32 protein-coding genes are annotated in these 24,074 nt (G+C 32.2%); 11 read left to right on the top strand and 21 right to left on the bottom strand.

Annotated features, from left to right (window positions below; genetic code table 11):
• Positions 1–283: 283 nt before the first annotated feature.
• Positions 284–757, top strand: coding sequence for a DUF4362 domain-containing protein (locus ACSBO6_RS13125; RefSeq protein WP_498843473.1), 474 nt, complete (start codon positions 284–286; stop codon positions 755–757).
• A 165-nt stretch (positions 758–922) separates the two neighbouring features.
• On the opposite strand, the gene ACSBO6_RS13130 is transcribed toward ACSBO6_RS13125, so the two are convergent.
• The 3 genes from ACSBO6_RS13130 to ACSBO6_RS13140 form a co-directional block, all read right to left on the bottom strand.
• The gene (locus ACSBO6_RS13130; RefSeq protein WP_098845329.1) at positions 923–1,483 is read right to left on the bottom strand and encodes a DUF4367 domain-containing protein; all 561 of its coding nucleotides are present in this window, start codon (positions 1,481–1,483) and stop codon (positions 923–925) included.
• 29 nt (positions 1,484–1,512) lie between these two features.
• Positions 1,513–1,965, bottom strand: coding sequence for a hypothetical protein (locus ACSBO6_RS13135; protein WP_142339194.1), 453 nt, complete (start codon positions 1,963–1,965; stop codon positions 1,513–1,515).
• Between the two features lie 657 nt (positions 1,966–2,622).
• A complete protein-coding gene (locus tag ACSBO6_RS13140; protein ID WP_498843474.1) occupies positions 2,623–2,943 on the bottom strand; it encodes a DUF3967 domain-containing protein in 321 nt (106 codons plus the stop codon).
• 397 nt (positions 2,944–3,340) lie between these two features.
• Here ACSBO6_RS13140 and ACSBO6_RS13145 point away from each other — a divergent pair, with 397 nt between their 5' ends.
• A complete protein-coding gene (locus ACSBO6_RS13145; protein ID WP_098845332.1) occupies positions 3,341–3,586 on the top strand; it encodes a zinc ribbon domain-containing protein in 246 nt (81 codons plus the stop codon).
• A 20-nt stretch (positions 3,587–3,606) separates the two neighbouring features.
• Positions 3,607–4,524, top strand: coding sequence for an alpha/beta hydrolase (locus tag ACSBO6_RS13150; protein WP_483295170.1), 918 nt, complete (start codon positions 3,607–3,609; stop codon positions 4,522–4,524).
• A 40-nt stretch (positions 4,525–4,564) separates the two neighbouring features.
• Here the strand turns inward: ACSBO6_RS13150 and ACSBO6_RS13155 are convergent, their stop codons facing one another.
• Both ACSBO6_RS13155 and ACSBO6_RS13160 read right to left on the bottom strand, forming a co-directional pair.
• Entirely contained in the window at positions 4,565–5,728 is a 1,164-nt protein-coding gene (locus ACSBO6_RS13155) for an iron-containing alcohol dehydrogenase (protein ID WP_098845334.1), read from the bottom strand.
• Between the two features lie 58 nt (positions 5,729–5,786).
• A complete protein-coding gene (locus tag ACSBO6_RS13160; protein ID WP_098845335.1) occupies positions 5,787–6,374 on the bottom strand; it encodes a GNAT family N-acetyltransferase in 588 nt (195 codons plus the stop codon).
• 195 nt (positions 6,375–6,569) lie between these two features.
• On the opposite strand from ACSBO6_RS13160, the gene ACSBO6_RS13165 reads away from it, so the two are divergent.
• From ACSBO6_RS13165 to srtD, 3 genes are all read left to right on the top strand, one after another.
• Positions 6,570–6,779, top strand: a complete 210-nt coding sequence (locus tag ACSBO6_RS13165) for a CDGSH iron-sulfur domain-containing protein (RefSeq protein ID WP_069033382.1) — start codon at positions 6,570–6,572, stop codon at positions 6,777–6,779.
• Positions 6,780–6,923: 144 nt separating this feature from the next.
• Positions 6,924–7,976 carry a processed acidic surface protein gene (locus ACSBO6_RS13170; protein WP_098845336.1) on the top strand — a complete coding sequence of 351 codons (1,053 nt, stop codon included), beginning with the start codon at positions 6,924–6,926 and terminating at the stop codon, positions 7,974–7,976.
• 3 nt (positions 7,977–7,979) lie between these two features.
• Complete coding sequence (srtD, locus tag ACSBO6_RS13175) at positions 7,980–8,600, top strand: class D sortase, LPxTATN-specific (RefSeq protein ID WP_098845337.1); 621 nt, start codon at positions 7,980–7,982, stop codon at positions 8,598–8,600.
• 58 nt (positions 8,601–8,658) lie between these two features.
• On the opposite strand, the gene ACSBO6_RS13180 is transcribed toward srtD, so the two are convergent.
• The 8 genes from ACSBO6_RS13180 to ACSBO6_RS13215 form a co-directional block, all read right to left on the bottom strand.
• Positions 8,659–9,588: an aminoglycoside phosphotransferase family protein gene (locus ACSBO6_RS13180; protein WP_098845338.1), complete on the bottom strand. Its 930-nt coding sequence runs from the start codon at positions 9,586–9,588 to the stop codon at positions 8,659–8,661.
• 106 nt (positions 9,589–9,694) lie between these two features.
• Complete coding sequence (locus ACSBO6_RS13185) at positions 9,695–10,189, bottom strand: DinB family protein (RefSeq protein WP_498843475.1); 495 nt, start codon at positions 10,187–10,189, stop codon at positions 9,695–9,697.
• A gap of 162 nt (positions 10,190–10,351) precedes the next feature.
• Positions 10,352–10,798: a BclA C-terminal domain-containing protein gene (locus tag ACSBO6_RS13190; RefSeq protein ID WP_498843476.1), complete on the bottom strand. Its 447-nt coding sequence runs from the start codon at positions 10,796–10,798 to the stop codon at positions 10,352–10,354.
• 579 nt (positions 10,799–11,377) lie between these two features.
• Positions 11,378–12,217, bottom strand: a complete 840-nt coding sequence (locus tag ACSBO6_RS13195; RefSeq protein WP_098845341.1) for a Cof-type HAD-IIB family hydrolase — start codon at positions 12,215–12,217, stop codon at positions 11,378–11,380.
• A gap of 389 nt (positions 12,218–12,606) precedes the next feature.
• The gene (locus ACSBO6_RS13200) at positions 12,607–12,822 is read right to left on the bottom strand and encodes a DUF2922 domain-containing protein (RefSeq protein WP_098845342.1); all 216 of its coding nucleotides are present in this window, start codon (positions 12,820–12,822) and stop codon (positions 12,607–12,609) included.
• Between the two features lie 17 nt (positions 12,823–12,839).
• Positions 12,840–13,064, bottom strand: coding sequence for a DUF1659 domain-containing protein (locus ACSBO6_RS13205; RefSeq protein WP_498843477.1), 225 nt, complete (start codon positions 13,062–13,064; stop codon positions 12,840–12,842).
• 77 nt (positions 13,065–13,141) lie between these two features.
• Positions 13,142–13,474, bottom strand: coding sequence for a YolD-like family protein (locus ACSBO6_RS13210; protein ID WP_056475525.1), 333 nt, complete (start codon positions 13,472–13,474; stop codon positions 13,142–13,144).
• Between the two features lie 91 nt (positions 13,475–13,565).
• Entirely contained in the window at positions 13,566–14,828 is a 1,263-nt protein-coding gene (locus tag ACSBO6_RS13215) for a Y-family DNA polymerase (protein ID WP_498843478.1), read from the bottom strand.
• A gap of 165 nt (positions 14,829–14,993) precedes the next feature.
• Here ACSBO6_RS13215 and ACSBO6_RS13220 point away from each other — a divergent pair, with 165 nt between their 5' ends.
• Positions 14,994–15,188, top strand: coding sequence for a YqzH family protein (locus tag ACSBO6_RS13220; protein WP_098845345.1), 195 nt, complete (start codon positions 14,994–14,996; stop codon positions 15,186–15,188).
• Between the two features lie 47 nt (positions 15,189–15,235).
• On the opposite strand, the gene ACSBO6_RS13225 is transcribed toward ACSBO6_RS13220, so the two are convergent.
• The 3 genes from ACSBO6_RS13225 to ACSBO6_RS13235 form a co-directional block, all read right to left on the bottom strand.
• Positions 15,236–15,535, bottom strand: a complete 300-nt coding sequence (locus tag ACSBO6_RS13225) for a DUF2653 family protein (RefSeq protein WP_498843479.1) — start codon at positions 15,533–15,535, stop codon at positions 15,236–15,238.
• A 23-nt stretch (positions 15,536–15,558) separates the two neighbouring features.
• Complete coding sequence (locus ACSBO6_RS13230) at positions 15,559–15,987, bottom strand: hypothetical protein (protein WP_498843480.1); 429 nt, start codon at positions 15,985–15,987, stop codon at positions 15,559–15,561.
• A gap of 77 nt (positions 15,988–16,064) precedes the next feature.
• A complete protein-coding gene (locus ACSBO6_RS13235; RefSeq protein WP_180232870.1) occupies positions 16,065–16,667 on the bottom strand; it encodes a metal-dependent hydrolase in 603 nt (200 codons plus the stop codon).
• 334 nt (positions 16,668–17,001) lie between these two features.
• On the opposite strand from ACSBO6_RS13235, the gene tatC reads away from it, so the two are divergent.
• The gene (tatC, locus tag ACSBO6_RS13240) at positions 17,002–17,730 is read left to right on the top strand and encodes a twin-arginine translocase subunit TatC (RefSeq protein WP_098845349.1); all 729 of its coding nucleotides are present in this window, start codon (positions 17,002–17,004) and stop codon (positions 17,728–17,730) included.
• A 51-nt stretch (positions 17,731–17,781) separates the two neighbouring features.
• Here the strand turns inward: tatC and ACSBO6_RS13245 are convergent, their stop codons facing one another.
• Together ACSBO6_RS13245 and ACSBO6_RS13250 are read right to left on the bottom strand one after the other, a co-directional pair.
• Complete coding sequence (locus tag ACSBO6_RS13245) at positions 17,782–18,099, bottom strand: hypothetical protein (protein ID WP_098845350.1); 318 nt, start codon at positions 18,097–18,099, stop codon at positions 17,782–17,784.
• Positions 18,100–18,390: 291 nt separating this feature from the next.
• Positions 18,391–18,780: an FtsB family cell division protein gene (locus ACSBO6_RS13250; RefSeq protein WP_498843481.1), complete on the bottom strand. Its 390-nt coding sequence runs from the start codon at positions 18,778–18,780 to the stop codon at positions 18,391–18,393.
• A gap of 426 nt (positions 18,781–19,206) precedes the next feature.
• On the opposite strand from ACSBO6_RS13250, the gene ACSBO6_RS13255 reads away from it, so the two are divergent.
• The 3 genes from ACSBO6_RS13255 to ACSBO6_RS13265 all read left to right on the top strand — a co-directional run bounded on the left by ACSBO6_RS13255 (position 19,207) and on the right by ACSBO6_RS13265 (position 20,719).
• A complete protein-coding gene (locus ACSBO6_RS13255) occupies positions 19,207–19,551 on the top strand; it encodes a YojF family protein (protein WP_098845352.1) in 345 nt (114 codons plus the stop codon).
• A 16-nt stretch (positions 19,552–19,567) separates the two neighbouring features.
• The gene (gene bshB2 / locus ACSBO6_RS13260) at positions 19,568–20,248 is read left to right on the top strand and encodes a bacillithiol biosynthesis deacetylase BshB2 (RefSeq protein WP_098845353.1); all 681 of its coding nucleotides are present in this window, start codon (positions 19,568–19,570) and stop codon (positions 20,246–20,248) included.
• A gap of 87 nt (positions 20,249–20,335) precedes the next feature.
• Positions 20,336–20,719 (top strand): VOC family protein, encoded by a 384-nt coding sequence (locus ACSBO6_RS13265; RefSeq protein ID WP_098845354.1) that lies wholly within the window; start codon positions 20,336–20,338, stop codon positions 20,717–20,719.
• A 49-nt stretch (positions 20,720–20,768) separates the two neighbouring features.
• On the opposite strand, the gene ACSBO6_RS13270 is transcribed toward ACSBO6_RS13265, so the two are convergent.
• Genes ACSBO6_RS13270 through ACSBO6_RS13280 form a run of 3 tightly spaced genes read right to left on the bottom strand, consistent with a single transcriptional unit; the run spans position 20,769 to position 24,012 of the window.
• Positions 20,769–21,914, bottom strand: a complete 1,146-nt coding sequence (locus ACSBO6_RS13270) for an ABC transporter permease (RefSeq protein WP_498843482.1) — start codon at positions 21,912–21,914, stop codon at positions 20,769–20,771.
• Position 21,915: 1 nt separating this feature from the next.
• Positions 21,916–23,040 (bottom strand): ABC transporter permease, encoded by a 1,125-nt coding sequence (locus ACSBO6_RS13275; RefSeq protein ID WP_498843483.1) that lies wholly within the window; start codon positions 23,038–23,040, stop codon positions 21,916–21,918.
• A gap of 36 nt (positions 23,041–23,076) precedes the next feature.
• On the bottom strand, positions 23,077–24,012 hold the full coding sequence (locus ACSBO6_RS13280) for an ABC transporter ATP-binding protein (protein WP_098845357.1): 936 nt from the start codon (positions 24,010–24,012) through the stop codon (positions 23,077–23,079).
• Positions 24,013–24,074 lie beyond the last annotated feature (62 nt).

Genomic DNA, 24,074 nt, shown 5'->3' on the forward strand with positions numbered 1-24,074 from the left:
TTAAAATTGTTAGTTTTTAATACTATTTCCAAAACTGCCACCATTTCTTAAATTGAAGATCCTTTTTTCTTTGCCGATAAGGTCCATTATGTAAACAAAAAAATATTCACTAAATGTTGGTCTCGCAAAATTATTTCTTCTTGTAATTTCTCAATATAAATACAGTCTTATAGTTTTTTATTAGAATATCTTCTTTCCCCCCTCCTTTTAATCTAAAAATGCTAGACCTTAAGAGGTAATAAGAGTTTAAAAATAGAAATATATTTATATAAAGGAGGATATTATGAAGAAATTGGCATATTTTTCCACGGTATCTTTATTTTTTTTGTTATTAATTACAAGTTGTTCAAAAGAATCTAATGAAGATATTAATGATAAAGAGTATTCTTTTAAAACAGCCAAAAAGAATGGCGATGTTATTCAAATGAAAGATAAAATTTATAATGTAAAGAAAATGAATAGTTTTATCGATAAATATAATAGTAACAAGGGTGGCTCGGTAAGATTAACAAAGTATAATGAGAAAAGTGAGCCAGTTATCATTGACTTAATGGTAAACCTGGATTCAGATCCACATCGTGTTCATTATGACATTGACTATTCGTATTCTAAAATTAAGGGTAATAATGGAGAAATGCTTTCAAATACCCAATGTAAGAGTATTAAAAAAGTTGAAGATTCAAGTTATATCAACTATTCACTATATGGTTGCAACGAAATTCATGATACTGTTTTATTATTTAAATATCCTAAATAATATAGAGTGAAGTTATAGTTCGATTCTTAGCCGTTCATACTAATTTTTGATAATAAATAAATAATCTATAAAGAAAACAGTTGTTCACTTTGAACAACTGTTTTCTTATGAATACTATTAACTGTATTCAATAACACAATAAATTATAAATTTCAATTGCTTCGCCTATTTAGGTTCATCTAAAGAATTAAGTATTTCTAAAAGCTCTTCAGATGTAAATTCTCCTTCAACTTTTTCGCCAATTAAACAATAAAATAAATTGGTTTTTGGATCATTGAAAGATAGAGTTTGCATTCTATTGTCCGATGCATATGTAGCTTCTACTCCATTTGATAAAATAATTTTTTTTTGGTAAGGTACCCCTTCAAGATCTACTTCAGTTGGTCTATTAATAACATTAAATGTAATTTTTTGTTTACCATCATCACTTTTATATTGATGTCTATAATCTCTAGTTCCAGTTGGTAAAACATCTAATAGAGTCGCCACAAAGTCACTTCTCTTATTAATTCCCGGTGTATTACTTCCATTCTCTTTAAATTTAACTACTTTAGGTAATTTAATATTAGGAGATAATTTTTTATATAACTCTTTGTCAGTAGTAATCGATGTGCCTTCTATAACGTTTTTTTCAGCAAAAGCAGTATTGTTTTTGTTTTTGACTACAAATCCGCCTATTAATCCTGCCGAAATTGCAATAATAATAAGTTTATTTCTCAATTTCATCCGAAAACCTCCTTATTTAAATAATTAATTTAGTATTTAAAAATGGTAACATATCGATATTGAGTCCCAATATCACTACCAGCTTCGGCATAATCAGACATTATATAACAAGTCGTAGACATGATATTACCAAAAGATGGAGAAGGTGTCCAAGTAACAGTAGGATTAGTTTTTAGAAATTTATCATTAAAATAGTAACGAATTACAGCACCTTGAGTGCTCTCTGCAAATAAATGTTGATAGTAGGGTTTTCCGGAATATACTGTAGTTGAAATATATACTTTAGAAAGTTTTTTAGCCCCATACGAATCTACTATAATTGTAGATTTCTTAGATAAATATCCATTACCACCATAGGTCCCAGTAAAACCCTTTGCGTTTTCATAAGTACCACCATACTGACCTACATTAAATTGCTTGTAAGCATCTACATAATCTGCATTAGCAATTGAAAAAGAAGCTAAACCTAAACCAATTGTCATAGTCAAAGTCATCAGTATGGATTTGAATTTTTTGGTGATTTTTAGTTTCATAGTCTTATTCTCCTTTTCTCAAAATATATAAAATGGCACACATGAGTATAAATACTCCATTATTTATTAAAATATTCTAATAATATTTGATGTAGTGAAGACGAATATATTAGGAAACCATAGTTAATTAAGGTATGAATCAGTTTGAACAAGCAATACAACAATGGGGAATCATATGTTTTTAGGTGATTATGTATATACGTTCATTATTTATGGAGTACCAATAATTATATTAATTTCACTGTTTTTCTTTCTTAGAAAAAGAAAAATTAAATAAGGCAATAAAAAGATTGTTCTATGAAATCTTATTATGATTCAACAGAACAATCTTTTTTTATTGCCGGTAATGGTGTTTATGTAAATGGGATATATGTAGGTAAGAGGTTGAGGAAGATCAGTTTTATTTAGGATGTATGGGTAACGTGGTCTTCGTTATCCATGCAGAGAAGATAAAACTTCCAGGCCGTAACGAAGTGGAGGGCTTATGATTTTATAAATATATAAAACCAGTAAAAGGGATATAGGATTGTAAAAAAATGACGTCTGAGATTCAGGTTTTGATGCATTGAAACACAATAGTATCAAGGGTTTATAAATTTATAAAGGCTATAACTTCCAAATTTCCCACCATTTTTTAGTGGTTTTTTGAGTGGCTGCAACTTCTAACATTAATTGTTTTTGCTCTTGGATTGCCCTCATAGTTTCCATAAGTACCTGATCACGATTTGTTGTAGCTTTTCTCTGCTCCACTAATTCTTCCTTGATCTCTTTATTTTCCTTCTCTAGTTGTCCCATACGCTCATTTGTAATTCTTAATTCTTCTAGAATTGTATCAAGCTTATCATTCATTATAGATGGTGTTATAGGATTATAAAGGCTTACTGAATTTCCTTTTATAACTTGTTTTACGGCTTCTTCGACCTTCATAACTCCTTTAAGTGCTATCACTTGCTCAAATCGTTCTAAATCCTTATCAGTAAAGAGTCTAGAACCATTTTCTCCATCTGTTATAAATTTGTAATCATGTTTAACAAACAGTAAAGCGTACAGTCGATTATTTATCTATGGTCCTGCTAAAATGGTCACGGAATATCGCTCCGTTTTTCCGTGACCATTCTTAAAACGCCTCATCAAGAACCAAAACTCTAGCTTTTCACTTTTTACTGCATCATAAACTTCCATCCAAAAGAAGCACTATTTATTGATCATTATTGGACAATGTTTAATCCTCAAACTTGTTTTTCTTAATTAAATTGTCAAAATCTCTTTATAAAATTTTCTTTTTCCTTATGATACACTTTACTAAAAAGGAGGCGTTTTATTTATGGCTAGAGCAGAACAATTGTTAAAGGATAGATTTGTTTGTTCGAAATGTAAACATACACACGCTAAAACGAAAGAAGTATCAATGTCTGGTTCAGGTTTAAGTAAGTTATTAGATATTGATTATAATCATTTTTTATTTGTTTCTTGTTTAAATTGCGGTTTTGTTGAGGTTTACAATCCTTCCATTTTAGAAGGTAAAACACGCGGTGAGTTAACTACCATTCTTGATATTCTTTTTGGATAGAGAGTAGTGGTTCTATTATGATGATTTGGCTTGTTGTAGCTGTTCTTTTTCTTATTTATTTTATTGGAGTTGGCTTATTTTTTACACAACAAGTTTTGTTTATGAAAACTAATTCACTTGAGTTTATTTATCAGCGCGAGTTGGAAAATTTTCGATTTGATGAAGGATTATATCGTTCTGTCCAAAAACACCCCTTTTCTATTCAATCTCGCTATGGGTATGAATTAAGAGGGTACTTGTTTGAGCCTTTTGATACAAATAAATGGGTCATAATTACACATGGTGTTACGGTTAATAAAAATAACTCAATTAAATATGCTGAACTATTTTTAAAGCTTGGTTTTAATGTTCTTACTTATGATCATAGACGACATGGGGAGTCAGGTGGACAGACAACTAGCTATGGCTATTATGAGAAATACGACTTACAATCTGTTGTTCATTATTTAAAGGATTTAAGAGGTGAGATTATTCTTGGCATTCATGGGGAGTCAATGGGAGCATGTACAATGTTACAATATGCTGGTTTTGTTGAGGATTCAGCAGCTTTCTATATTTCAGACTGCGCATTCTCTACATTCGAGGAACAGCTTACATATCGTTTGAAAATGGATTATAAACTTCCTAAATGGGCCATCCTTCCAGTTTCTAGCATTTGGTTAAAACTTCGGAATGGATTTTTCATTAAGGATATTTCACCTTTACTAGCAACACATCATATTAAAAATCCAGTTTTATTTGTTCATAGTAAACCAGACCCATATATTCCGTATACACATACTCTTAAATTATTTGAAGCGAAAAGTCAAAATAAAAGAGAACTATTCATTGCTAAAAATGGTGTACATGCTATGAGTTTGAATGAAAACAAAGATGAATACTATTCGATTGTTTCATCTTTTTTAAATGATATTGGCGTTAATCATCGTTCAATATAAAAAACTGGACAGCGTTATTTTTCTGTCCAGTTTTTATTTATTAAAGAGCTGCCTCTAAAATTTTCAATGCATCTTCTTGATCTAATTTTTTAAAATTACCAAATGGGCCGTATTTAACTGTTTTAGCTGCCATTGCAGGTAGTTGCTCTTTTGTAATGCCGTACTCACTTAAACGACTTGGCGCACCGATTTGGTTCCAGAATGTGCGTAAAGCTTTAATACCAGCTAATGCCCATTCTTCTTTTGACATTGATTCTTGCTTAATATCAAATACTCTATCTGCAAATTGACAGAAACGATCTATATTTTCGCTCATTACATATTCCATCCAATGAGGGAAAATAATTGCTAACCCTCCGCCGTGTGGAATATCTGTTACTGCAGAAACTGCATGCTCAATATTATGTGTAGCCCAATCTCCTTGGACACCCATACTTAAGATTCCATTTAATGCCATCGTTCCACTATATAATAGCGTTTCACGTGCTTCATAATCATCCAATTTCTCCACTGCGATTGGAGCAGTTTCAATAACTGTTTTTAAAATACCTTCACAGAAACGATCTTGAATTTTTGTATTTGTTCCATGGTGGAAATATGATTCAATAACATGTGACATGATATCCACTGATCCATAAACTGTTTGATCACGAGGAACTGTAAACGTATTTTGAGGATCTAGTATTGAAAACGTTGGGTAACTAAATTTACTTCCCCAACCTAATTTTTCATTTGTTTCCCAATTTGTAATAACTGACCCAGCGTTCATTTCTGAACCAGTTGCTGCAAGCGTTAAGACTGTTCCAAATTTTAATGCATCTGTTGGGACTGCTTTACGTGTGATAACATCCCAAATCTCACCATCAAATTTTGCACCTACTGCAATAGCTTTTGTACAGTCAATTACAGAACCACCGCCAACAGCTAAAATAAAGTCAATATTTTGGTCTTTACAAATTTGTATACCTTTATGAACTGTTGATAATTTCGGATTTGGTTCAACTCCGCTTAGTTCATAAACTGTCTTGTCAGCTTCATTAAGAATACCTACTATTTGATCGTATAGGCCATTTCTTTTAATACTTCCACCGCCGTATACAAGTAAAACATTCTTTCCAAAGCTCGTAGCCTTTTCTTTTAACTTTTGTACACTATCTTTACCAAAAATTAATTCAGTCGGATTTGCAAATGTAAAAAATTTCATATGTATCCCTCCTATTGTTCAAACTTAATTTTAACTTAAACAATCGAAAGGATGCATCTTAAACGACTTTTGTTTCGAATATTTTATTATTTAGTGGGAATACTAAATAATCGTATGAATGATCCATTATTAATCTAACTTTCTCATATTTAAATCCTACTTTTTCATATAACTTGCGAGCAGAAGGTTTGTCTTGATCAACATTTAACGAAACTCGTGTAATCCCTTTATTTTTGGCAAAAGAAAGTAATCCTTCTAATAATTCAGTTCCAATTCCTTTGCCTTGATAATCTGGATGCACTGACAATGTATCGATATAAAAATCTTCATCATCTGCTTCCTTATCTACTTTAACATCTTGAATATTTAAATTACGACTTATTATTTCAAGCATTTCACGATCAAGTACTGATAATTCCAAGGGATGGTAGGCTATAATGACTCCTACAATTTTCCCTTCAAATTCTTTCACTAAACAATTACGGTAACTTAGTCTATTTTGTTCAGATTGAACATAATATTCTAAAATTGGTGTTGCTTGTTCATAGGATGATGTCCCTGTTAACATAAATACAATATCTTCAATCGCTTGTACAATTAGAGGGACAATTTGTTTGGCATCTTCTTTTTTGGCTATTCGAATCATGAATTGTCACTCCTTACCATAAATTCTTCATAGTTGATCATTAACATCTTTTAGTATAAAAAGAATAACTTTATTATTTTACAATAGTTTCATGATAATTTCATGTTAAAAATTAATATTTTATTAAAACATTCCATTTATTTTAACATAAATGTAATATATAATAATTTAAAGATGTGTAGGAGGAAATTTAATATGTCTGATGTTCAAATTAAGGTTTTAGATAATGGTCCTTTACGTGTTACTGGAACTGTTGAGTTAGTTGATGCTGAAGGGAATACATATCCGCAAAAAGCAGCTTTCTCATTATGTCGATGCGGCATGTCAAGTAAGTTACCATATTGTGACGGTACTCATAAAGGAAAATTCGAATCTGTCGTTCGAGCTCCAAAAGAATCAGAATAATTTTATTTTTCTGGCGCCGATTATTGGGTAATTCTAAATAATCGGCTTTCTTATGCCCTCATACCTTTTTTACATCTGAATCATTCATAAAACTGTTCTAATCACATTTCTTTTTGGGAACGCACTATTTAAGGGGGAAAAAGTATGAAAAAGGCATTAGCTTCAGTTGTTTTATCTGCGGCGTTAGTTGTACCAGGTGTAACGGCATATGCTGCGCCAGATGCAAATGAATTAAAAACTTATTTAGTTAGTATCGATCTAACTCAACAGCAATTAGAGGAGTATTTAACCTCTTACTACGGTGAGTCGATTTCTGATTTCGATTCAGTTGATGAGTTAAAAGATACATTGGGTGAAAGACTTACTCAAAAAACATTAGATGCTCTTCTAGATGAATACGGTTACACTGAAGATGAAATAATCGATTTAGCAGTTTACTATGATGATATGGACGAAAATGCATCATTACTAGATACATATTATTTTACTTCTGATATCGAAAACTTAATTTATTTAGATGAAGATGAGTCAGGTAGTGTAGAAGATGAATTCCCTTCTATGGAAGAGATTTATTCTGCCCTTTCAGAGATCGGAATTACTGAAGCAGAGATTAATAATATATCTACACACTTTGAAAAAGTTGTGAATGATGATCCTGCTGTTGAAGCAAAATTAGAAGCATTATCAGAACGTGCATCTGCTTTAGTAGAAAATTATCCTGAATTTTTCTCAATGGATACTGAGGCTACTCCAGAAGAATTACCAGCTGCATTAAAAGTAGAATTAATGAATATCGTAAAAGAGCTTCAATCTACTTTAAAGATTGATATTAAAATTGCAATTGAACAAAATGGCGTTAAAACTCCTTTAACTTTTGCTAAATTACTTACAATGGACGATTCTTTAGAGTCTCTGGAAAATATAAAAGTATATTTAGAGATTGATGATAACGCTGGTAATCTATTATTAGACGCTTTCTTCTCATCAGATGAATTGATTGCTGATGAAGAAATCGTAGAGATCGTTAAAGATACTCAAAAAGCAATTAAAAATCCAAAACCAACTGTTACAGTAAGAACGGAAAATGGCGGTAAACTTCCAAATACTGCAACTCATACAACTGAATGGACAATCGCTGGTATGTTAATGATGTTAACTGCTGTTGTTTTACGTAAAAAGGTAATTGTTAAACGATAAGCTATGAATCGAAAACGAAAAGTTCTACTTATATTATTAGCACTCTTTTTTCTTGTCGGATTATTTTTTGCTTCAACAAATGCTTATTCTTTAATTAAAACCTATGTACTGTACAAACAGTCAAAGGATGATTTCAAAAAAGAAATCAAAACAGAAACTCAAACTAAATTGAAGCAAATGAAAAGAGACGAACCGCTTTACAAGACTTATCCTAAATTTGGCGATGAAATGGGTTCATTAACGATTCCTCGAATTCAAGCAACTCTACCAATCTTCCATGGGACAGATGAGGATGAACTTGCAAAAGGTATAGGTCATTATGCTAAATCTGTGATGCCAGGTGAAAGAGACAATAGTGTTCTTGCTGGACATCGAGATACTGTATTTCGTGGGCTTGGCAAAGTAAAAGTGGGCGATTTATTAATTGTTAAAACTTCGGCTGGTACATTTACTTACAAAGTTCATAAGATTCGTATCGTGGATAAAGATGATCGCACGGTTATTATCCCTAAACCAAGACCAACTTTAACGGTAAGCACTTGTTATCCGTTTAATTTTATTGGACATGCACCACAGCGTTATATACTTGTAGCTAGTTTAGTCAAATCAGAAGTAAATAAATAAACAAAAAATGCTTACTATTTAATAGTGAGCATTTTTTATTAGCGTTTCATATTTTTTATTAAATTTTTAGTGCAGCCCAAAATTTTTCGTTATTTAAATTACGAACACTCCACTTATAGTGTCCATCACTACAAGTTTTGGAAAAGAAATTTGCTGAATAAATACTATAAAAAAGTACGTACAAATGAATTGTACTTCTAACTTCTTCGCCTAATTGATTAACTACTTTATTTAAATATTTTTCTAACTTTATTTCACCCAACTCATCATATAAATCAAATAAAATCCAGCTTAATGCAACATCAAATAACGGGTCCCCATATAATGTCATTAATCCGAAGTCTATGACACCATTAATTTGTCCATCTACATTTACTAATAGATTTGATGGATAAAAATCACCATGTACTAATGCATATTCTCCTTCGTATCCAACTGTAAATGCATCGATTAATCGGTTTAATTTCACTTCGTAATCTGATACATCTCTTTTCAAATAACAATCTACTTCTGTATTCTTTCTTAGTAATGATTGTTTTAAAAACTCGTTCCAATCTTTTGAGGAAATATCATCATAATCACTTAATAATTTAATGCCTTTAAATTGCTTTTTTAATTGAATCCTTTGAATACTTAATAGTGTAGATAGATAGTTTTCAAAGAAAGAATCTAATGCTTGCTCATCATAATATGATAAAGCCTTTTGAATATTTCCGCCCTCAATTCTTTTTTCAATTGTTAAAACAACGTCCTTCTCTTTTATAATCTCGTGAATTTTTGGTAATTCAACATTTACATCACTTGAATTCATTGATTCATAAAATTGCTTTAATATTTCTAGCTTTGAATATTCACTTGGTTTATATAATTTTAAGACTCTCTCTTGATCATAAAAATAAACTTCTGCTTCCTGTCCCTTTCCTAAAAAATTCGCTTCGCTTATATTGTATTTTTTTAAAATGTTACCCCTAACATTTTGTGTGATCATCTTTCGTTCCCCGATTTCCCTTATTTATCTTTTATTTTATTTCCATCTATTTCTACTTCTTTCAAAATAACCTACTATTTCTTATCCGACAATCTAAATGATGTTCCTACTCTTCTGTTGATACCCATGAACCTTGTGCTTTTCGTATGTAGAGGATTTGCCCAATATGATAGGCATTATGAGTACATAGATTAGATAAAGCTCCCCACCAGCTTGCATCTACTGGGAAATTTGGAATTTGTTCATAAAACTTTGATTCATCTGCTTCTTTTATTTCTTGCTGCCATTTCGCTAAATTCTCGTCCAATCGTTCAACAAGCTCTTGCCAATCTTCTTTCGTTAAATTTTTTATCTCCTGAAAAGTTGAAGCATTACTTTCAATCACTTCAGTTGGGTTTTCTCCTTTAAACCTTCTCAACCATCGTTCATTATAGAAATACAGATGGTTTACGATTTCACCGATCGTATGAGTAAAATCATTTTGTCTCCAACTTATATTCTCTAAACTTAAATTTTCCAATGCTACACTTAACGGTTGAATCCAACTTCCAACATTTCGACAGGCTTCTAATTGATCTAATATAAACTCTTTTTTACTCAAGATCATTCTCCCTTTTTAATTTTATAGTTTACGATATGTCTTTCGTGGTTATTAATCTATTTACCTTTATTACTTTATGATTTTAACCTATTAAAAAATGCACTACTTTTTTAAAAGCAGTGCATTCTTGTATCTTTTAAAGAGTGATGGTTAAATCTTGTACTAATGAACTCTGAATAGATTAATTGTTGCTCCAGCGCCTTGTAACAACTTAACATCTCCAACAAAGTCAAACAGTTGAAGTGAAATTGTATCTCCAGCATCTAATGGTAAAATTATTTGACTACTGTAAATGGATCTATTTACTTCATTTACAATTGCTGATGCATTTATCGGTCTACCATTTACTAATATTTTTGTAGATACGTTTAATAGTGCATTTAAATTCACTGTGTAAGTAATAAAGTAATTACCTGGTGCCTCAACTGTTAATCGATCATTTGCTTGATTAATTGTAATCCCTTCACCTATATACTGAAATGATGGAAAACTTACAAGTGTCCCTTCATTGATAACAGAAACTGTTCCACCACTATTCGTAACAAATGCAAAACTTTCGCCAGGAGGTATTGGTGGAAAATGATGTCTTGGCGGTCTTGGATATCTCATACTATCACCTTTTCTTATTATTAGACATAAATCCTCTTAGGAGTAGCGTATTTAAGGCTTGTCTATATTTGTTATATAGTTTATTAATATGATAGTTTTTTCTTTTCGTTACAGCATGTTCATTAGTTTTTTATTTTTTTTAGTAGATTAAAAAAACTTAGTCATCGTCAGACTAAGTTCTTTAAAAATATATTGGATTACGAAAAACTATGACCTTTCAAGTACATTTACAATCCGATTTAATAGTTCATTTTGCTTCTTTAATTCCTCGTTTCGTATTTTACATAATTTACAGAATTTGGAGATTACTACTATAAGACCTATAGGAATTGCAATGTAAAAAAGCATAAAAATGATTGGAAATATACTTAAGGCTGCATCCATTTTAACACTTCACATCCTTTATAATTTATATTTAGATTATGTTAGCCTATGCTATCTTTATGTCTTTAAAATAGGTCTAAGTAATAGATTGCAAAAAGAAACTATTATCAAATGTTCGAAAATCCTCAATATTTTCCATAAAAAAAGAGAGGTCCAAAATTTTGAACTCCCTCTTTTTCTAGTTATAAACTAAATTTAGCTTTGTTTTAATTTTTGTTTTTGATCTAAAAAATGATAAATTGCATGAGCTACGCCTGCTTCTTCATTTGTTTTTGTCACAAATGTACAGTAGCCTTTTAGCTCTTCTTTCGCATTTCCCATAGCTACTGGAAATCCTACTCGATTAAACATAGAGACATCATTAAAACTATCTCCAATTGCCATGCTCTCTTTTAAATCTACTCCAAGGATTGGTGCAAGCTTTAATAATGCCGCTCCTTTACTTACATTTGCTGCATTAATTTCTACGTTATTGGAGCTTGAAGAAGTAATGAGTAGCCCCTCTTCATGCATTAGTTTTAAACGAATTCGACTAATAACCTCGTCATTTTTGGAAAGAAATAATATTTTATATACATCAAGTTCATTAAAATCTTCAATAGAAGAATAAGTACGAATCTTTCTTAAAGTAGCTGTCAATTTGTGTGTCTTGCCAGTTTGCTTATCAGTAAAAAATTCATCATATAGTGTATCTCGACACTTTGTAAATGACCCTTCACTTGTACTAATAATAAATGTTTTATTTTCCGCTTCACATATACTTAAGGCTTTTGCAAAAATTTCTTTATCCATTGAATCGTTGTGCAAAATTTTCGCCTCATAGTCATAAATTTGAGAGCCGTTTAAACAGATAATCGGACAAGTTAGACCAGCCTCATCTAATACTTCCTTCGCACTTTCATACATTCTACCTGTAGAAATGACAACATGGATTCCTTCTTTTTGTGCTGCTCGGATGCTTTCAATATTTTCCATCGGTATTCCGTTCTTACCATTTACGAGTGTACCATCCATATCAATTGCAATTAATGCCATGTGGTTCTCTCCTTTTCTACTATTCTCTTATAGTCTGAATGCTAACAGTCCCCCAATTCTACTAAAGCACTCATATTACAATTTAACTATTTTCTATTTTATATTTCATTCTTTATTATTATAACGCAAAAAAAGACCTTCTGCATTTTTAGAAGGTCTTTAGACTGTTGACAAACGCTCGCTTTCTTCGTTGCTTCGCCTGCCTGCGCGGTGCTCATTACCGTCTAAGGTAACTCCGCTCCTTACCAGGCTTCGCGCCTCGAAAGACAAGCGCTTGCAATCAGTCTGAAAATCAGATTTTTTGTACTTTGTCTACACACTGAGACCTTCTGCATTTTTAGAAGGTCTTTGGACTGCCTACAAAACTCTTTTTCTAACCTTAATAGAGCCTATAACTCTATCTCAACAATCTCTTTATTAACCAAGCGTGCGCCTTGTTTGGCTACGATCATTCCACTTGTAGAAGTGAATACATTATTCTCTACAATTTTATCCATTACTTGATTGATTAATGCTGGATCAACTGGAATTGTTGGATTGTCTACTGTTAGTGTAACAACCTTTTCGTTTTCATTTAAAAATTTAAGTTCTAATGTTTGAACCATAACGCTTTCCTCCTTTTTTAGAAACTGTTTAAAAGTAGTCCATTGCTTACTACTTCTAGCTCTACTACTGGTAAATCTTGCAATGATGCTAAGGCATTACCAATTTCACTTAGTTTTACTAAATCAACATCAACTCGGACATTTTTATATGCCTTCCTCTTGACTATGATTTTTCCTTGTGCATCTTTTCCTGCATGTAAATTTACATACAATGTTAGTTGTTGAGTAGCAATTTGTGCCATTTTCAACTCCCCCTTTCGATGTATATGTACATAAAAAAGGGGGTGTTTTCGTTAATGGTTAATTATTTTTTCTATTTTCAAGATCCAATCTTCACGTCCACGATATCACTTAATAACAGCTCCATATATCCAGCTTGTTCTTCATAAATGGATAGTCTATTTTGGTGTAAATTAATTTTCCCTATTTTTCCTTTTACATTATGGTGATAGTGATCTTTATAATAAGTAATTTGTACACTTTCATCTTCGTGAATTGCCTGTTGAAGATGACGGTTCATTTCCTCTAATAATTGTTCATCTACATCTTTTTGTTGTTCATAATTTTGTGATACTTTCCAATCACGAAGCATTTTTACATGTTCCGGTAACATCATTGACGTCCATTTAATCGTGCCACGGTCACGAATCATCGGCATTCTTCTCCTTTTCTTCTCTTTTTATCTTAGGTAGGGTAGAACTAGTGGCTTTCACTTGCAGCGGAAAAAGGACAAAAGGAAATTTTTAACCTTTATGTCCACCTACTAGCTTGCTTCGGGCAAGGGCTGTTCCTCCTTCTGCATAAGAAACAGCCCAGAGCAAGGAAGATGATCCGTATTTTTTTCGGACTGCGTCCATCACATATCCTAAATTGCGCTTTTGAGGTTTTTTCTGATCAAACAAATTTAACTGCATGATTTCATCACTTACAATATTTGAAAGAGAAATGAGAATTTGCCGAACTGTCTTCCCTTCATAATATCGATCAAATAATTTTGTACAGATTTCATATAAATCTGACGTAATATTTGTAGGTTCATCCATTGTATACGCATGGGAAAATCCTCCACCGAATTCCTCACGACTATATCCAATTCCTAATGTAATTGTACGTCCAGCCTTCTTAGCATTACGAGTTCGGCGTGCAACTTCTTCACACATTTCACGAATAACAAATTTAATTTCTTCGACTTTCGTATAATCTCTCATTAATATTTGGCTTTTACCAAAACTAATTTGTCCGTTCATTATAGGCGCACCTAGCTCAGACAGATCTACTCCCCACGCATGATGATATAGTTGATTTCCCATCACTCCGAATTTCTTCTCCAGCAAATGAAGAGGATATTTCGCTAACTGTCCTACGGTAAAAATACCCATTGTATTTAAAGTTCGTTCAGTTCTTTTACCGATTCCCCACATTTCACTAAGAGGACTCACTTGCCATAGTTTTTTTTCTACGTCTTCATAAGTCCACTCTGCTATCCCATCTTTTTTTCCTTCTAAATCTAAGCAGAGCTTCGACAAAAGCATGTTCGGTCCAATCCCAATCGAACAAGGTAATTGAAATCGTGCCATAATCTCTGTACGAATTTTTTCGGCAATCTCCCATGCATCCCCCCATAATCTCTTCACTCCATCCACCTTTAAAAAACATTCATCAACACTGTATACATGTAAGTCCTCTAAGGGTACAAATTCATTTAATAACTTTACTATGTTCGTTGAGATTTCTAGATATTTTGACATTGAAGGATTGACAACTTTGATTCGCGGATCTTTTGGTATTTCAAAAACCCTTGATCCTGTTTTAATCCCAAATTCCTTTTTTAACCGTGGGGAAGCTGCAAGTACAATACTTCCTTCTCTCTCCACATCTCCTACAACTGCTAAATAACATTCTAATGGATCTAATTCGAGCATGACGGCAGAACAACTTGCATAAAAGCTCTTCATATCGATGCATAATATCCGATGATGTGGCAACTCTTCATAACAAATGCTCATACATATCACTCCGATTTTCCAAAAAATAGCAGAACTAATGTTCTTATTTTTATTATAAACATATATTAAACGAATATACGTTCGATTTCAATAAATTTTTTACACTTGGAACAATACAAAATTTTAGCTATACTAAAAATTAACTTAAGAAAGGAAAGACTAAAAGTGGATGGACAGTTTGTAAAGCAAATGATTAAACGAGCGTTAATGCAATATAGAGGAGAGCACGAACAGTGGATTACAGCAAATCTACTAGATGAACTATACGATCAAATCGTTACTAAACAATTAAATGGTGAATATGAATTACATGAATTAGTACAAGATATTGTTTACGAATACATAACAAATTATGCTTAAGCAACCCGAATAAACCCGAGAAAGAACGGCCAGTTCTCTCTCGGGTTTTATGAATTGATAAATGATATTTCACTCGTAATGCCATCTTCTTCATCAAACCCAATAATGATTTCCATTGCATAGGATGAAAAACGATGAATCTCTTCCAAGTAAAAACCAATTGCGTCAGATATTTGTTGCTCATCATACAATACGTTCCGATGATTTGCCGAAACTTGACAGCTTACCTCGTCATTCTCATCAAATTGAAACTCAATTTGCACACTTTCTGGGCGAATTCTTTCTAAATCAGCCACATATACACAAATTGCATTGGCAACATCTTGTTCATCAAAATAGATTTTCACAATTCACCTCAAAAAGTGGAAAGTTAATAGCGGTTTCTACGAAAAATTTTCTTAATAAACCAAATAATCACTATGATGACTAAAATGTCTAATAGTAATCCGAAAAATGAAAAGCCAAACTGCTGACCACCATAGTAGCCACCAAAGGGGTTTAGCATCGAACCAAAAAGAGAGCCTAACCCAAATGCACCTGCATACCCTAAAAAATTCCTTCCAGGACTTCTATAAGATCGATAACTCGACCTAGGTGCTGTTGGTCGATAACTTCTATTAGAACGATACGATCTCCTAATTGCAAGATGCGTTGATGGTTGTTTGCTAGAAGCAAACGAATTCGTATTCACCTTAATACGTTGATTGTTATACGTATGACTACTTGCATCAACCGGGATTGACAAAACAAGCATAAAAAACAAAATCGACATGGATAGTAGAGAATTTATTTTTTTCAATATTGACCCTTCTTTCATCATCACATCTTTCTTAGTATGAAACATTTTTCATAAAAAAATGTGAAAATTAAAGAGGTCTATAACCACTTAATACTTTGTTTTGTAAACAACTGATCTGCTAATAAGTGAGAAAAATAACCGACTGTACCAGCTAACCATAATCCATTTATCATCAAGTCTTTTTGCAGTAAATAACAAATTCCACTCCAAAAAGCTAAAAAGTAAAGAGAATGAGTTGGCCCGCGATGCTTTAATCTCGAAGAAACAGCAACAAACAATCCAAACGTAAAGATTGACCAATAACCATAAAAGAAAAACCAACCAATAACTGCTATTAATATGCCCGTTAACATTAAGATTGTTTTTAAATTCCGTAACCAACTAACACAAACAATAAATAAAATGAGAATACCTACTGCATAAATCCATGATCCAGAATAAATTAACTTCCCTGTCTTCACAACAATAAATAATGAAGCGGCTAAAAATAATAAGCTGAAAAGAACTTTTAGCGGCATTGAAACTTTTTTTGTTAATGAACTATTATGATGATCTAAATCAGGAGCCAAACTACTGATTGCACCAACTATAAGTGGGACAGTCATAGAATCATTTTTTGTTACATACATTGTGACACCAGTTGCAAATAATCCTACAATTACATGACTTTTTCCATCCAAAATGGGTACCTTCCTTATGTTACATATTCATACTTTTATTATAGTCGGATAAAGTTCTTTTTCATATGAATAAATTAACAAATGATGGTAATGAAAGATTAATTAAAATCCTTATATTCATTGACGATTGTTCTTTTTTCTGACAAAATATAGGAAGCTCAATATTATAGAAAACTAAGTCGATTGATGAGCCTTTTAGGCGAAGACTAGACGGAGTTGCACTTACACTTTTTTCTTAAGAATTTGCAAACTACACCCGTAATCGACATCGCTTTGCCAACTTATACTTTAAAAGAGTAATAAAATACATTTACAGTTTGCTTTGGGGGAAATTATGCAAGAAAAAGAAATGAGTGTCATTGACCATTTAGATGAGCTTCGAAATCGAATAATAAAAGTTATTGTTGCATTCGTTATTTTTTTAGGGATTGGATTATATTATACGAAAGCTATATTCAATTTCCTTGTTCAAGATTTAGATGGAAAGCTTTTAGCGCTTGGTCCAAGTGATGTCCTTTGGATTTATCTAATGATTGGTGGAGTGTTCGCTATTGCGTGTAGTATCCCTGTAATAGCTTACCAAATATGGGCGTTTGTAAAGCCTGCCTTGCATGTAAAAGAACGAAAAAGCACAATGCTTTACATACCAGCTTTGTTCTTATTGTTCGTTTGCGGATTAGCATTTGGCTATTATTTCATCTTTCCAAACGTTTTAAAATTTTTACAGGATATAGGAGAAGACTTAGTAACAGTTACATTCACAGCTGAACGCTATTTTAGCTTCTTATTTAACTTAGTAGTTCCTTTTGCGTTTTTCTTTGATTTACCAGTCATTATATTATTTTTAACAAGTATCGGTATCGTATCACCGGCATTTTTAAGAAAATCTCGACGATTTGCATATTTTATCCTTATTATTATCGGAACAGCAATTTCACCGCCTGATTTTGTATCTGATATGATGACAAGCTTACCATTGTTAGTGATATACGAATTAAGTATTCTTGTTTCATCCGTCGCATTTAGAAGACGTATTAAACGCCTACAACAAGAATCAGAATAAAAAATAAAAAATGGACAGCATTTAGTATGCTTGTCCATTTTTTTGACTACCTCATAATATGATATGTGATGAATACAAAGTAACAATTAAACCTGAAAAACTATAAATTAACGAAGCTTTAATAGCAATTTTTCTTTGAAAATCTTTATGTAAGTCATTAAATTCTAATCCAGCAGCACGCAACCACTGATACCGCTCCAAGGGAGTATAACTTACTTTTTTAGCTGTTTTCCAATAAAGGAAGACCGTCGTAACGAATCCTACCATAATAGCAATATTACTAGCCGATGAATCCGAAAGAACACTAACAAGGAACGTCAAAATTACTTGTACAATTAAAATAGCAAAAACGTAAATGAACTTTTTCATGTTAATCCTCCTTATTTAAGCTTATTTAAATTATAACAAAGATGTATTTTTCAGAATAGTAAAAATTTTGTAGAAAACATGGGTAATTAGAACTGAATAGACAACAAAAGAATCAGAGAAAGCGTCAAATTATAAGCGAAAAGTTGAAAAGATCTGAAAAAAACCTATTCCCTTCTTCCTATTTAAGTTCGTACGTTCGACATTTAACTTGCCAAAAACGAACGTTAGTTCTATAATAAATATAGAAAAAAGATTCCCATATCTATGCGAATCTTTCAGTTTAATCAATTATTAATTTGAGCTGATTTCATCTTTTGATTTCGGCACGATGATGATTGTTTCTCCTTTTTTAGAGAACATGTATTGATCACGAGCATAGTTTGCTATGAAATCCGGATTATTTAATAGTCTAATCTGTCTGTTTAAATCTTTTTCAGTTTTAGCCACTTTTTTTTGTTCGACTTGTAATGTTGAAAGCTCACGTTGCTTTGCCGATACGATCTTATTTTGACTAAACATATATATTCCAGATACGACAATTAAAGATAAAAACAATGTTGTCAAAATGATTCGATGGATTCGAATTGTTTTTCTTTTTTTAGTCTGTGGAAATTGATTACGAGAAGGCTTGTTTAATTCTTCTCTTTGTAGATTATATATTTTTTTCGCTTCTGCCTTCACGTTATAAACCTCCCTTTAAAAATATTATTCTACTCTAGTTTAACAATTAATATCTTTTTAGCAAAGAAAAAAAAGGTAAAACAAGTAAAAAATTGACTGTTTTACACAGAAGTTCGTCTTTTTTGTCGAGTTCTGGTACGTAAAATATCAATAAAAAGAATCCATTAATTACCTTTCTTTCCTATTTTTTGAATATTTTAAATTTTTTCAACAAAAGTAGTTGACGAATATTTCAGCATCATGTATATTAAATATAAATTAACTGAATATTTAAACAGTTAAATTTTAGTAATCATGTTATACACATCCCCCCAATCCCTATCACCCAATTAGATAGGGATCTTTTTATGTTCAAAATCACAAGCCAACAAATTACCAATTTAGGGAAAGTTGGATTATAATACTTTTTAAAGGAGGTACGAGAAAATGCAAAAATTAGAAATTAGTGCAGCACAAGATGCACTTCAAAATTATATAAATCAAACAGTCTATTTACATTTAGAAACTACAAATGGTGCATATGCTAATCACTTTAATGAAAAAGTAATGACAGTAAATGCCTTTATCAGAAATACAAAAGTAATCATTAGCCGTGCTACGATTACAGGCAAATACCCATACCGTGTAGGATTAAAGCTTGAAGAGGGCTGGGTTGTTGCAGAAGGATTAACTGATTTTGAAGTTGATGACCAAGGTCGCCTCCTACTAGCAGGTCATAATGAGGATGGAAAGCTTGCAATTGCCATACATTTAAGCCACACGCCATTTTAAGAGAGGAGCACTAAAAATGAGTCAAAAACAAGAAAAAGTATTACTTGTGTTCCCTCACCCTGATGATGAAGCTTTTGGGGCTGCTGGGACGATTTCAAAGTTTACAAATAAAGGGATTCCGGTTACATACGCTTGTTTAACTTTAGGAGAAATGGGACGAAATATGGGAAATCCATTTTTCGCAACAAGAGAGTCACTTCCTGCAATACGTAAAAACGAATTAATCGACGCTTGTAGAGAAATGGGAATCCAAGATTTAAGAATGCTAGGATTCCATGATAAAACAATTGAGTTCGAAGACCCTGAGGATGTAATTCGCCCAATAAAGGAGATCATCGACGAAATCCAGCCAACATTATTAATTACTTTCTATCCAGAACATGGTGTCCATCCAGACCATGATGCAACTGCAAGAGCTGCTGTTGAAGCAGTTCGACGAATGGATAAAGAAGATCGTCCAACAGTATGGTGTATTGCCATTACAAAAGAACGCTTTGAAGTTTTAGGGAAACCAGATATCGTGAATGATGTAATGGATGTTGCAACCCAAAAACTAAGAACGATGAAAGCACACCGTTCTCAAACAGAAGCGATGCTAAAAGACGTTGTAAAAATCGAGAAATTCGAAGATATACCTGATGATCGATTAAAATCATTTTTTGCAAAAGAATCGTTCTATACTTATCAGTTTGAATAAGCACTTGCCAAGACCAATACTTAAGAAGGTAAAAATCTTATATATGTAGAAAGAAAAAGAGATTAAACTATTCTGGAGGTTAATGAAATGTTGAAAATGAGGTATTTAATTTTATATGTTTCAAGTCTAGAAAAATCTCTTACTTTCTATACTGAGTCTTTAGGCCTTCCTATTCGTGGAAATCATGGTACGTATGTAGAATTAGATACTGGCAATACCGTCCTTGCTATGATTGAACGTGGAAATGTCAAAGAGCTTACTGGATTAAATTATAAACAGACTGAAGCATCCTCCCAAACCTTTGAAATCGGATTTGTAACTAATGATGTCCATTCAACAATAGAAGATTTACGATCTAAAGGTGTAACCATCATCAAAGAACCAATTACAAAGCCATGGGGCCAAACAGTAGCATATATAGCAGATCCAGACGGTCATTTTATTGAAATTTGTAGTTCAATGGACGAATAAACTAGCTAAAAAATCCATCTCTAAAAAAAGAGATGGATTTTTTTAATACTTACACAAAATTTCTAGTAGAACTATTACGACTAAACTTATAAATAGCAAGTAAGAAAAATGCAGCCGCAAAAACTAGTAGGATTAAAATATTTAAATATAAGCTTCCTAAACTACTTCCTTGTTGCAACTTCGCTAATGTCTCTAACGTCCATCTTTGAGGAAGAAAATCCGCAATTCTTTGTACGGATGGCGGCATAATCTCAATTGGCCAGAAACAACCGGAAATCATGACAGTTGGAACAACGATTAAGTTCTGCAATGCTCCAGATGATTTCGAACTATTAGAGAACGCCACAATCATTAATGAGATTCCGACTGAGACCAAAGCAAAAAGCATCATAACAACCGCTGCTTCCCAAAACGGAATATGAATATCGATATGAAATACTTTCGTCATAAAGAGAAGCGTAATAATTACTTGAATAGTCATGACAATCATATTGACTACAACATTTGAGAAAATATATTTTCTAGCATTAATTGGTGCTGACAAAAGTCTGAAGTAAATTCGATTTTCTTTTTCCTTTAAAATAATTTCAGAAAGATTCCCTGCTGACATTAACATAATCATGATTAAAAAGCCTAGACTATATGTCGTCATATTTTCAGATTGAGACGAATCGGATAATGTTTTTGTTTCTACCTTAAAGCTTGCATTTTGATAGTTGGAATACATTTGATTAAATTTAGTTTGGTCTGTTTTGGCCACTCTACCAATAGCTGAAACATTGTCGATATAATTGTATAAATAAGATTTTACAAAGCTCGTAATTTGAGCGCCTTTTATAGATGATATTTGAATATGATTTGGGTTACCAGAACGTACACTATCTGTAAAACCATCATGGAAAGAAATAACACAATCAAGTGATCCTGAAGCAATCTGATCATTGGCATCAGAATTGTTTAATATTTCAATATGAACATTATCTAAGTGTTTTAAAAACTTGATCGTATCATTTGCAATGTATTGATAATCCTCATTGACAACCCCAATATGAACGATTGTTTTATTGGAACCACCATAAGCAAGAAAGGAAATAAAAATACCAATTAGAGGTACTAAAATATACATAATAATATTTTTCTTATTTTTAAAAGTAGCTCTTAAAGTATTCGAAATTAGCCATAAAACTGTTTGCATCCTATAGACCCTCCCTTCTTTGTAGAGAAATAGATGCAAGAAATAGAAATAATAAAGAAAAACCAATATTAAAGACAAGCGCCGGGATTGCAGCAGATAAGTCATTTGCATAGATAATTTTTGTAATCGCCGTATTAACCCATGTAAGTGGTGAAAGCTGCGTAATGAATTTTAAAATCCCACTAGTCTCGCCTAATTTAAAGTAAGCTCCGCCAAAAAATGAAGATAGCTGCACAACAATCATGATAATTGCTCTAGATGATGCATTTGATTTCGTGATATAGCTTACAACCAAACCTAAACTAATTGATAGAAGAACTTCCGTTAGTAAAACAATAAAGACTACTAATAGATGGCTACCCCAGTTGGCTTTAAAAAAGAATTTACTGAAATAGACAACGACAATAATACACAGAAAATTTGCAACTAAACTTCCAAGTATTTTTCCTATAAAAATCTCAAATTTAGAAATAGGAGAAACGATTAATCGATCAGCAGTTTTTCTAACTCTTTCTCCTGTTATCAATTTACTTGCAGACATGGTTGCATAAAGAGCAATCATCGTCGTCATTGCAATCGCGTAATAATCCATCGAACCTGGCTGTTTATTTGATGCAATGGACGTATCCTTAATATAATCATCATGAGAATTACTTGAAAAGACTTCTTTAACTTGAGTTGGATCGATTTTTGCAACTTCAACCCCGACATTATATTTGTCTACAAAAGAAGTTAACATCCCTTGAATAACACTACCTTCAACACTGTTTCCTTCATTGGTATAAAGCTTTATTCCATTATCTTGAATAGAAATATAGCCGTCATAATGATTTCGTTTCACTTCATATACACCATTTGTATTACCCTGAGCTTTTTTAAAATGAATTCCAGACTTTTTCGTACCTTTCATGAATTCATTGAAATAGTGCGAAAACTCACCAGTTGTTGATTGATCTTTATATAGAACGTGAACATCTGTAATCGGGACAGATGTTGAAAAAGCATTTGAAAGTGAAGTACCTAAAACAAGCATTAAAATAATTGGAAATGCTAACATAAAAAATAGGTTCCTTACATCTCGAAAGTCACGCTTAATTTCCATGAAAGCAATATTAAAAATATTCAAGCCAATTGCCTCCTTATAAAATAATTTTCCAAAAAGTTAATCACGTAAATTCCGACCTGTTAATGTAAGGAAAACAGTTTCTAGGTTAGGTGCATTTTCCTGTAATGAACTAATTTCGATTTCATTATTAATAAAATGTTGAATGATTTTATTTAAATTATTCACACCATTATCCGAAGTAATCGTAATAACATTATCGAAAATATGAACATTTTCAACACCATTAATCGATTTAAGCTCCGTAACATCAATAGTTTCAGTCGTTTTAACTTCAATTCGAATATCCTTTGTATTCGTAATAATCGATTTAAGCTGTTCCTTCGTTCCTTCAGCAATGATTTTTCCGTGGTCAATAATCGAAATACGTGTGCAGATTTCTTCAACTTCTTCCATGTAATGGCTCGTATAAATAATTGTACAACCCATTTCATTAAGCTTTCGTACACTATTAAGAATATAGTTTCGTGAATGAGGATCAATCCCAACAGTTGGTTCATCCATAATAATCAGTTTAGGTCGGTGTGCAATTGCACACGCAATATTTAATCGTCTCTTCATTCCACCAGAGAAATTTTTTGGATATTCCTTAAATTTATCTACTAATCCAACAAATTGTAAGGCTTCTTCTACTCTTTCATTTAATTCCGAACCTCTTAAACCATATAGTCCAGCGAAAAATCTAACATTTTCATAGGCAGTTAAATCTTCATAAATTGCTAAGTCTTGAGGTACCATACCAATATTCATTTTTGCGAAATTACTATGTTTCTTACTGTTTTTTCCTAGGATTTCGATTGTACCTTGATTACTTCGAAGTAGCCCAGAAATAATATTAATCGTCGTACTTTTCCCCGCTCCATTTGCTCCAAGAAATCCGAAAATTTCTCCTTCTTCAATTGATAAAGACATATTATCGACCGCTATAAAATCCCCGAACTTTTTAGTTAAATTTTTAATCTCTAAAACTTTCATCCTCTCACCTCTTAAACTTTGTGTATGATGCTATTATAAGCAAAAGGGTGAACTAATATCAG

The organism is Bacillus sp. AL-1R (assembly GCF_052180195.1).
GTDB lineage: Bacteria > Bacillota > Bacilli > Bacillales > Bacillaceae_G > Gottfriedia.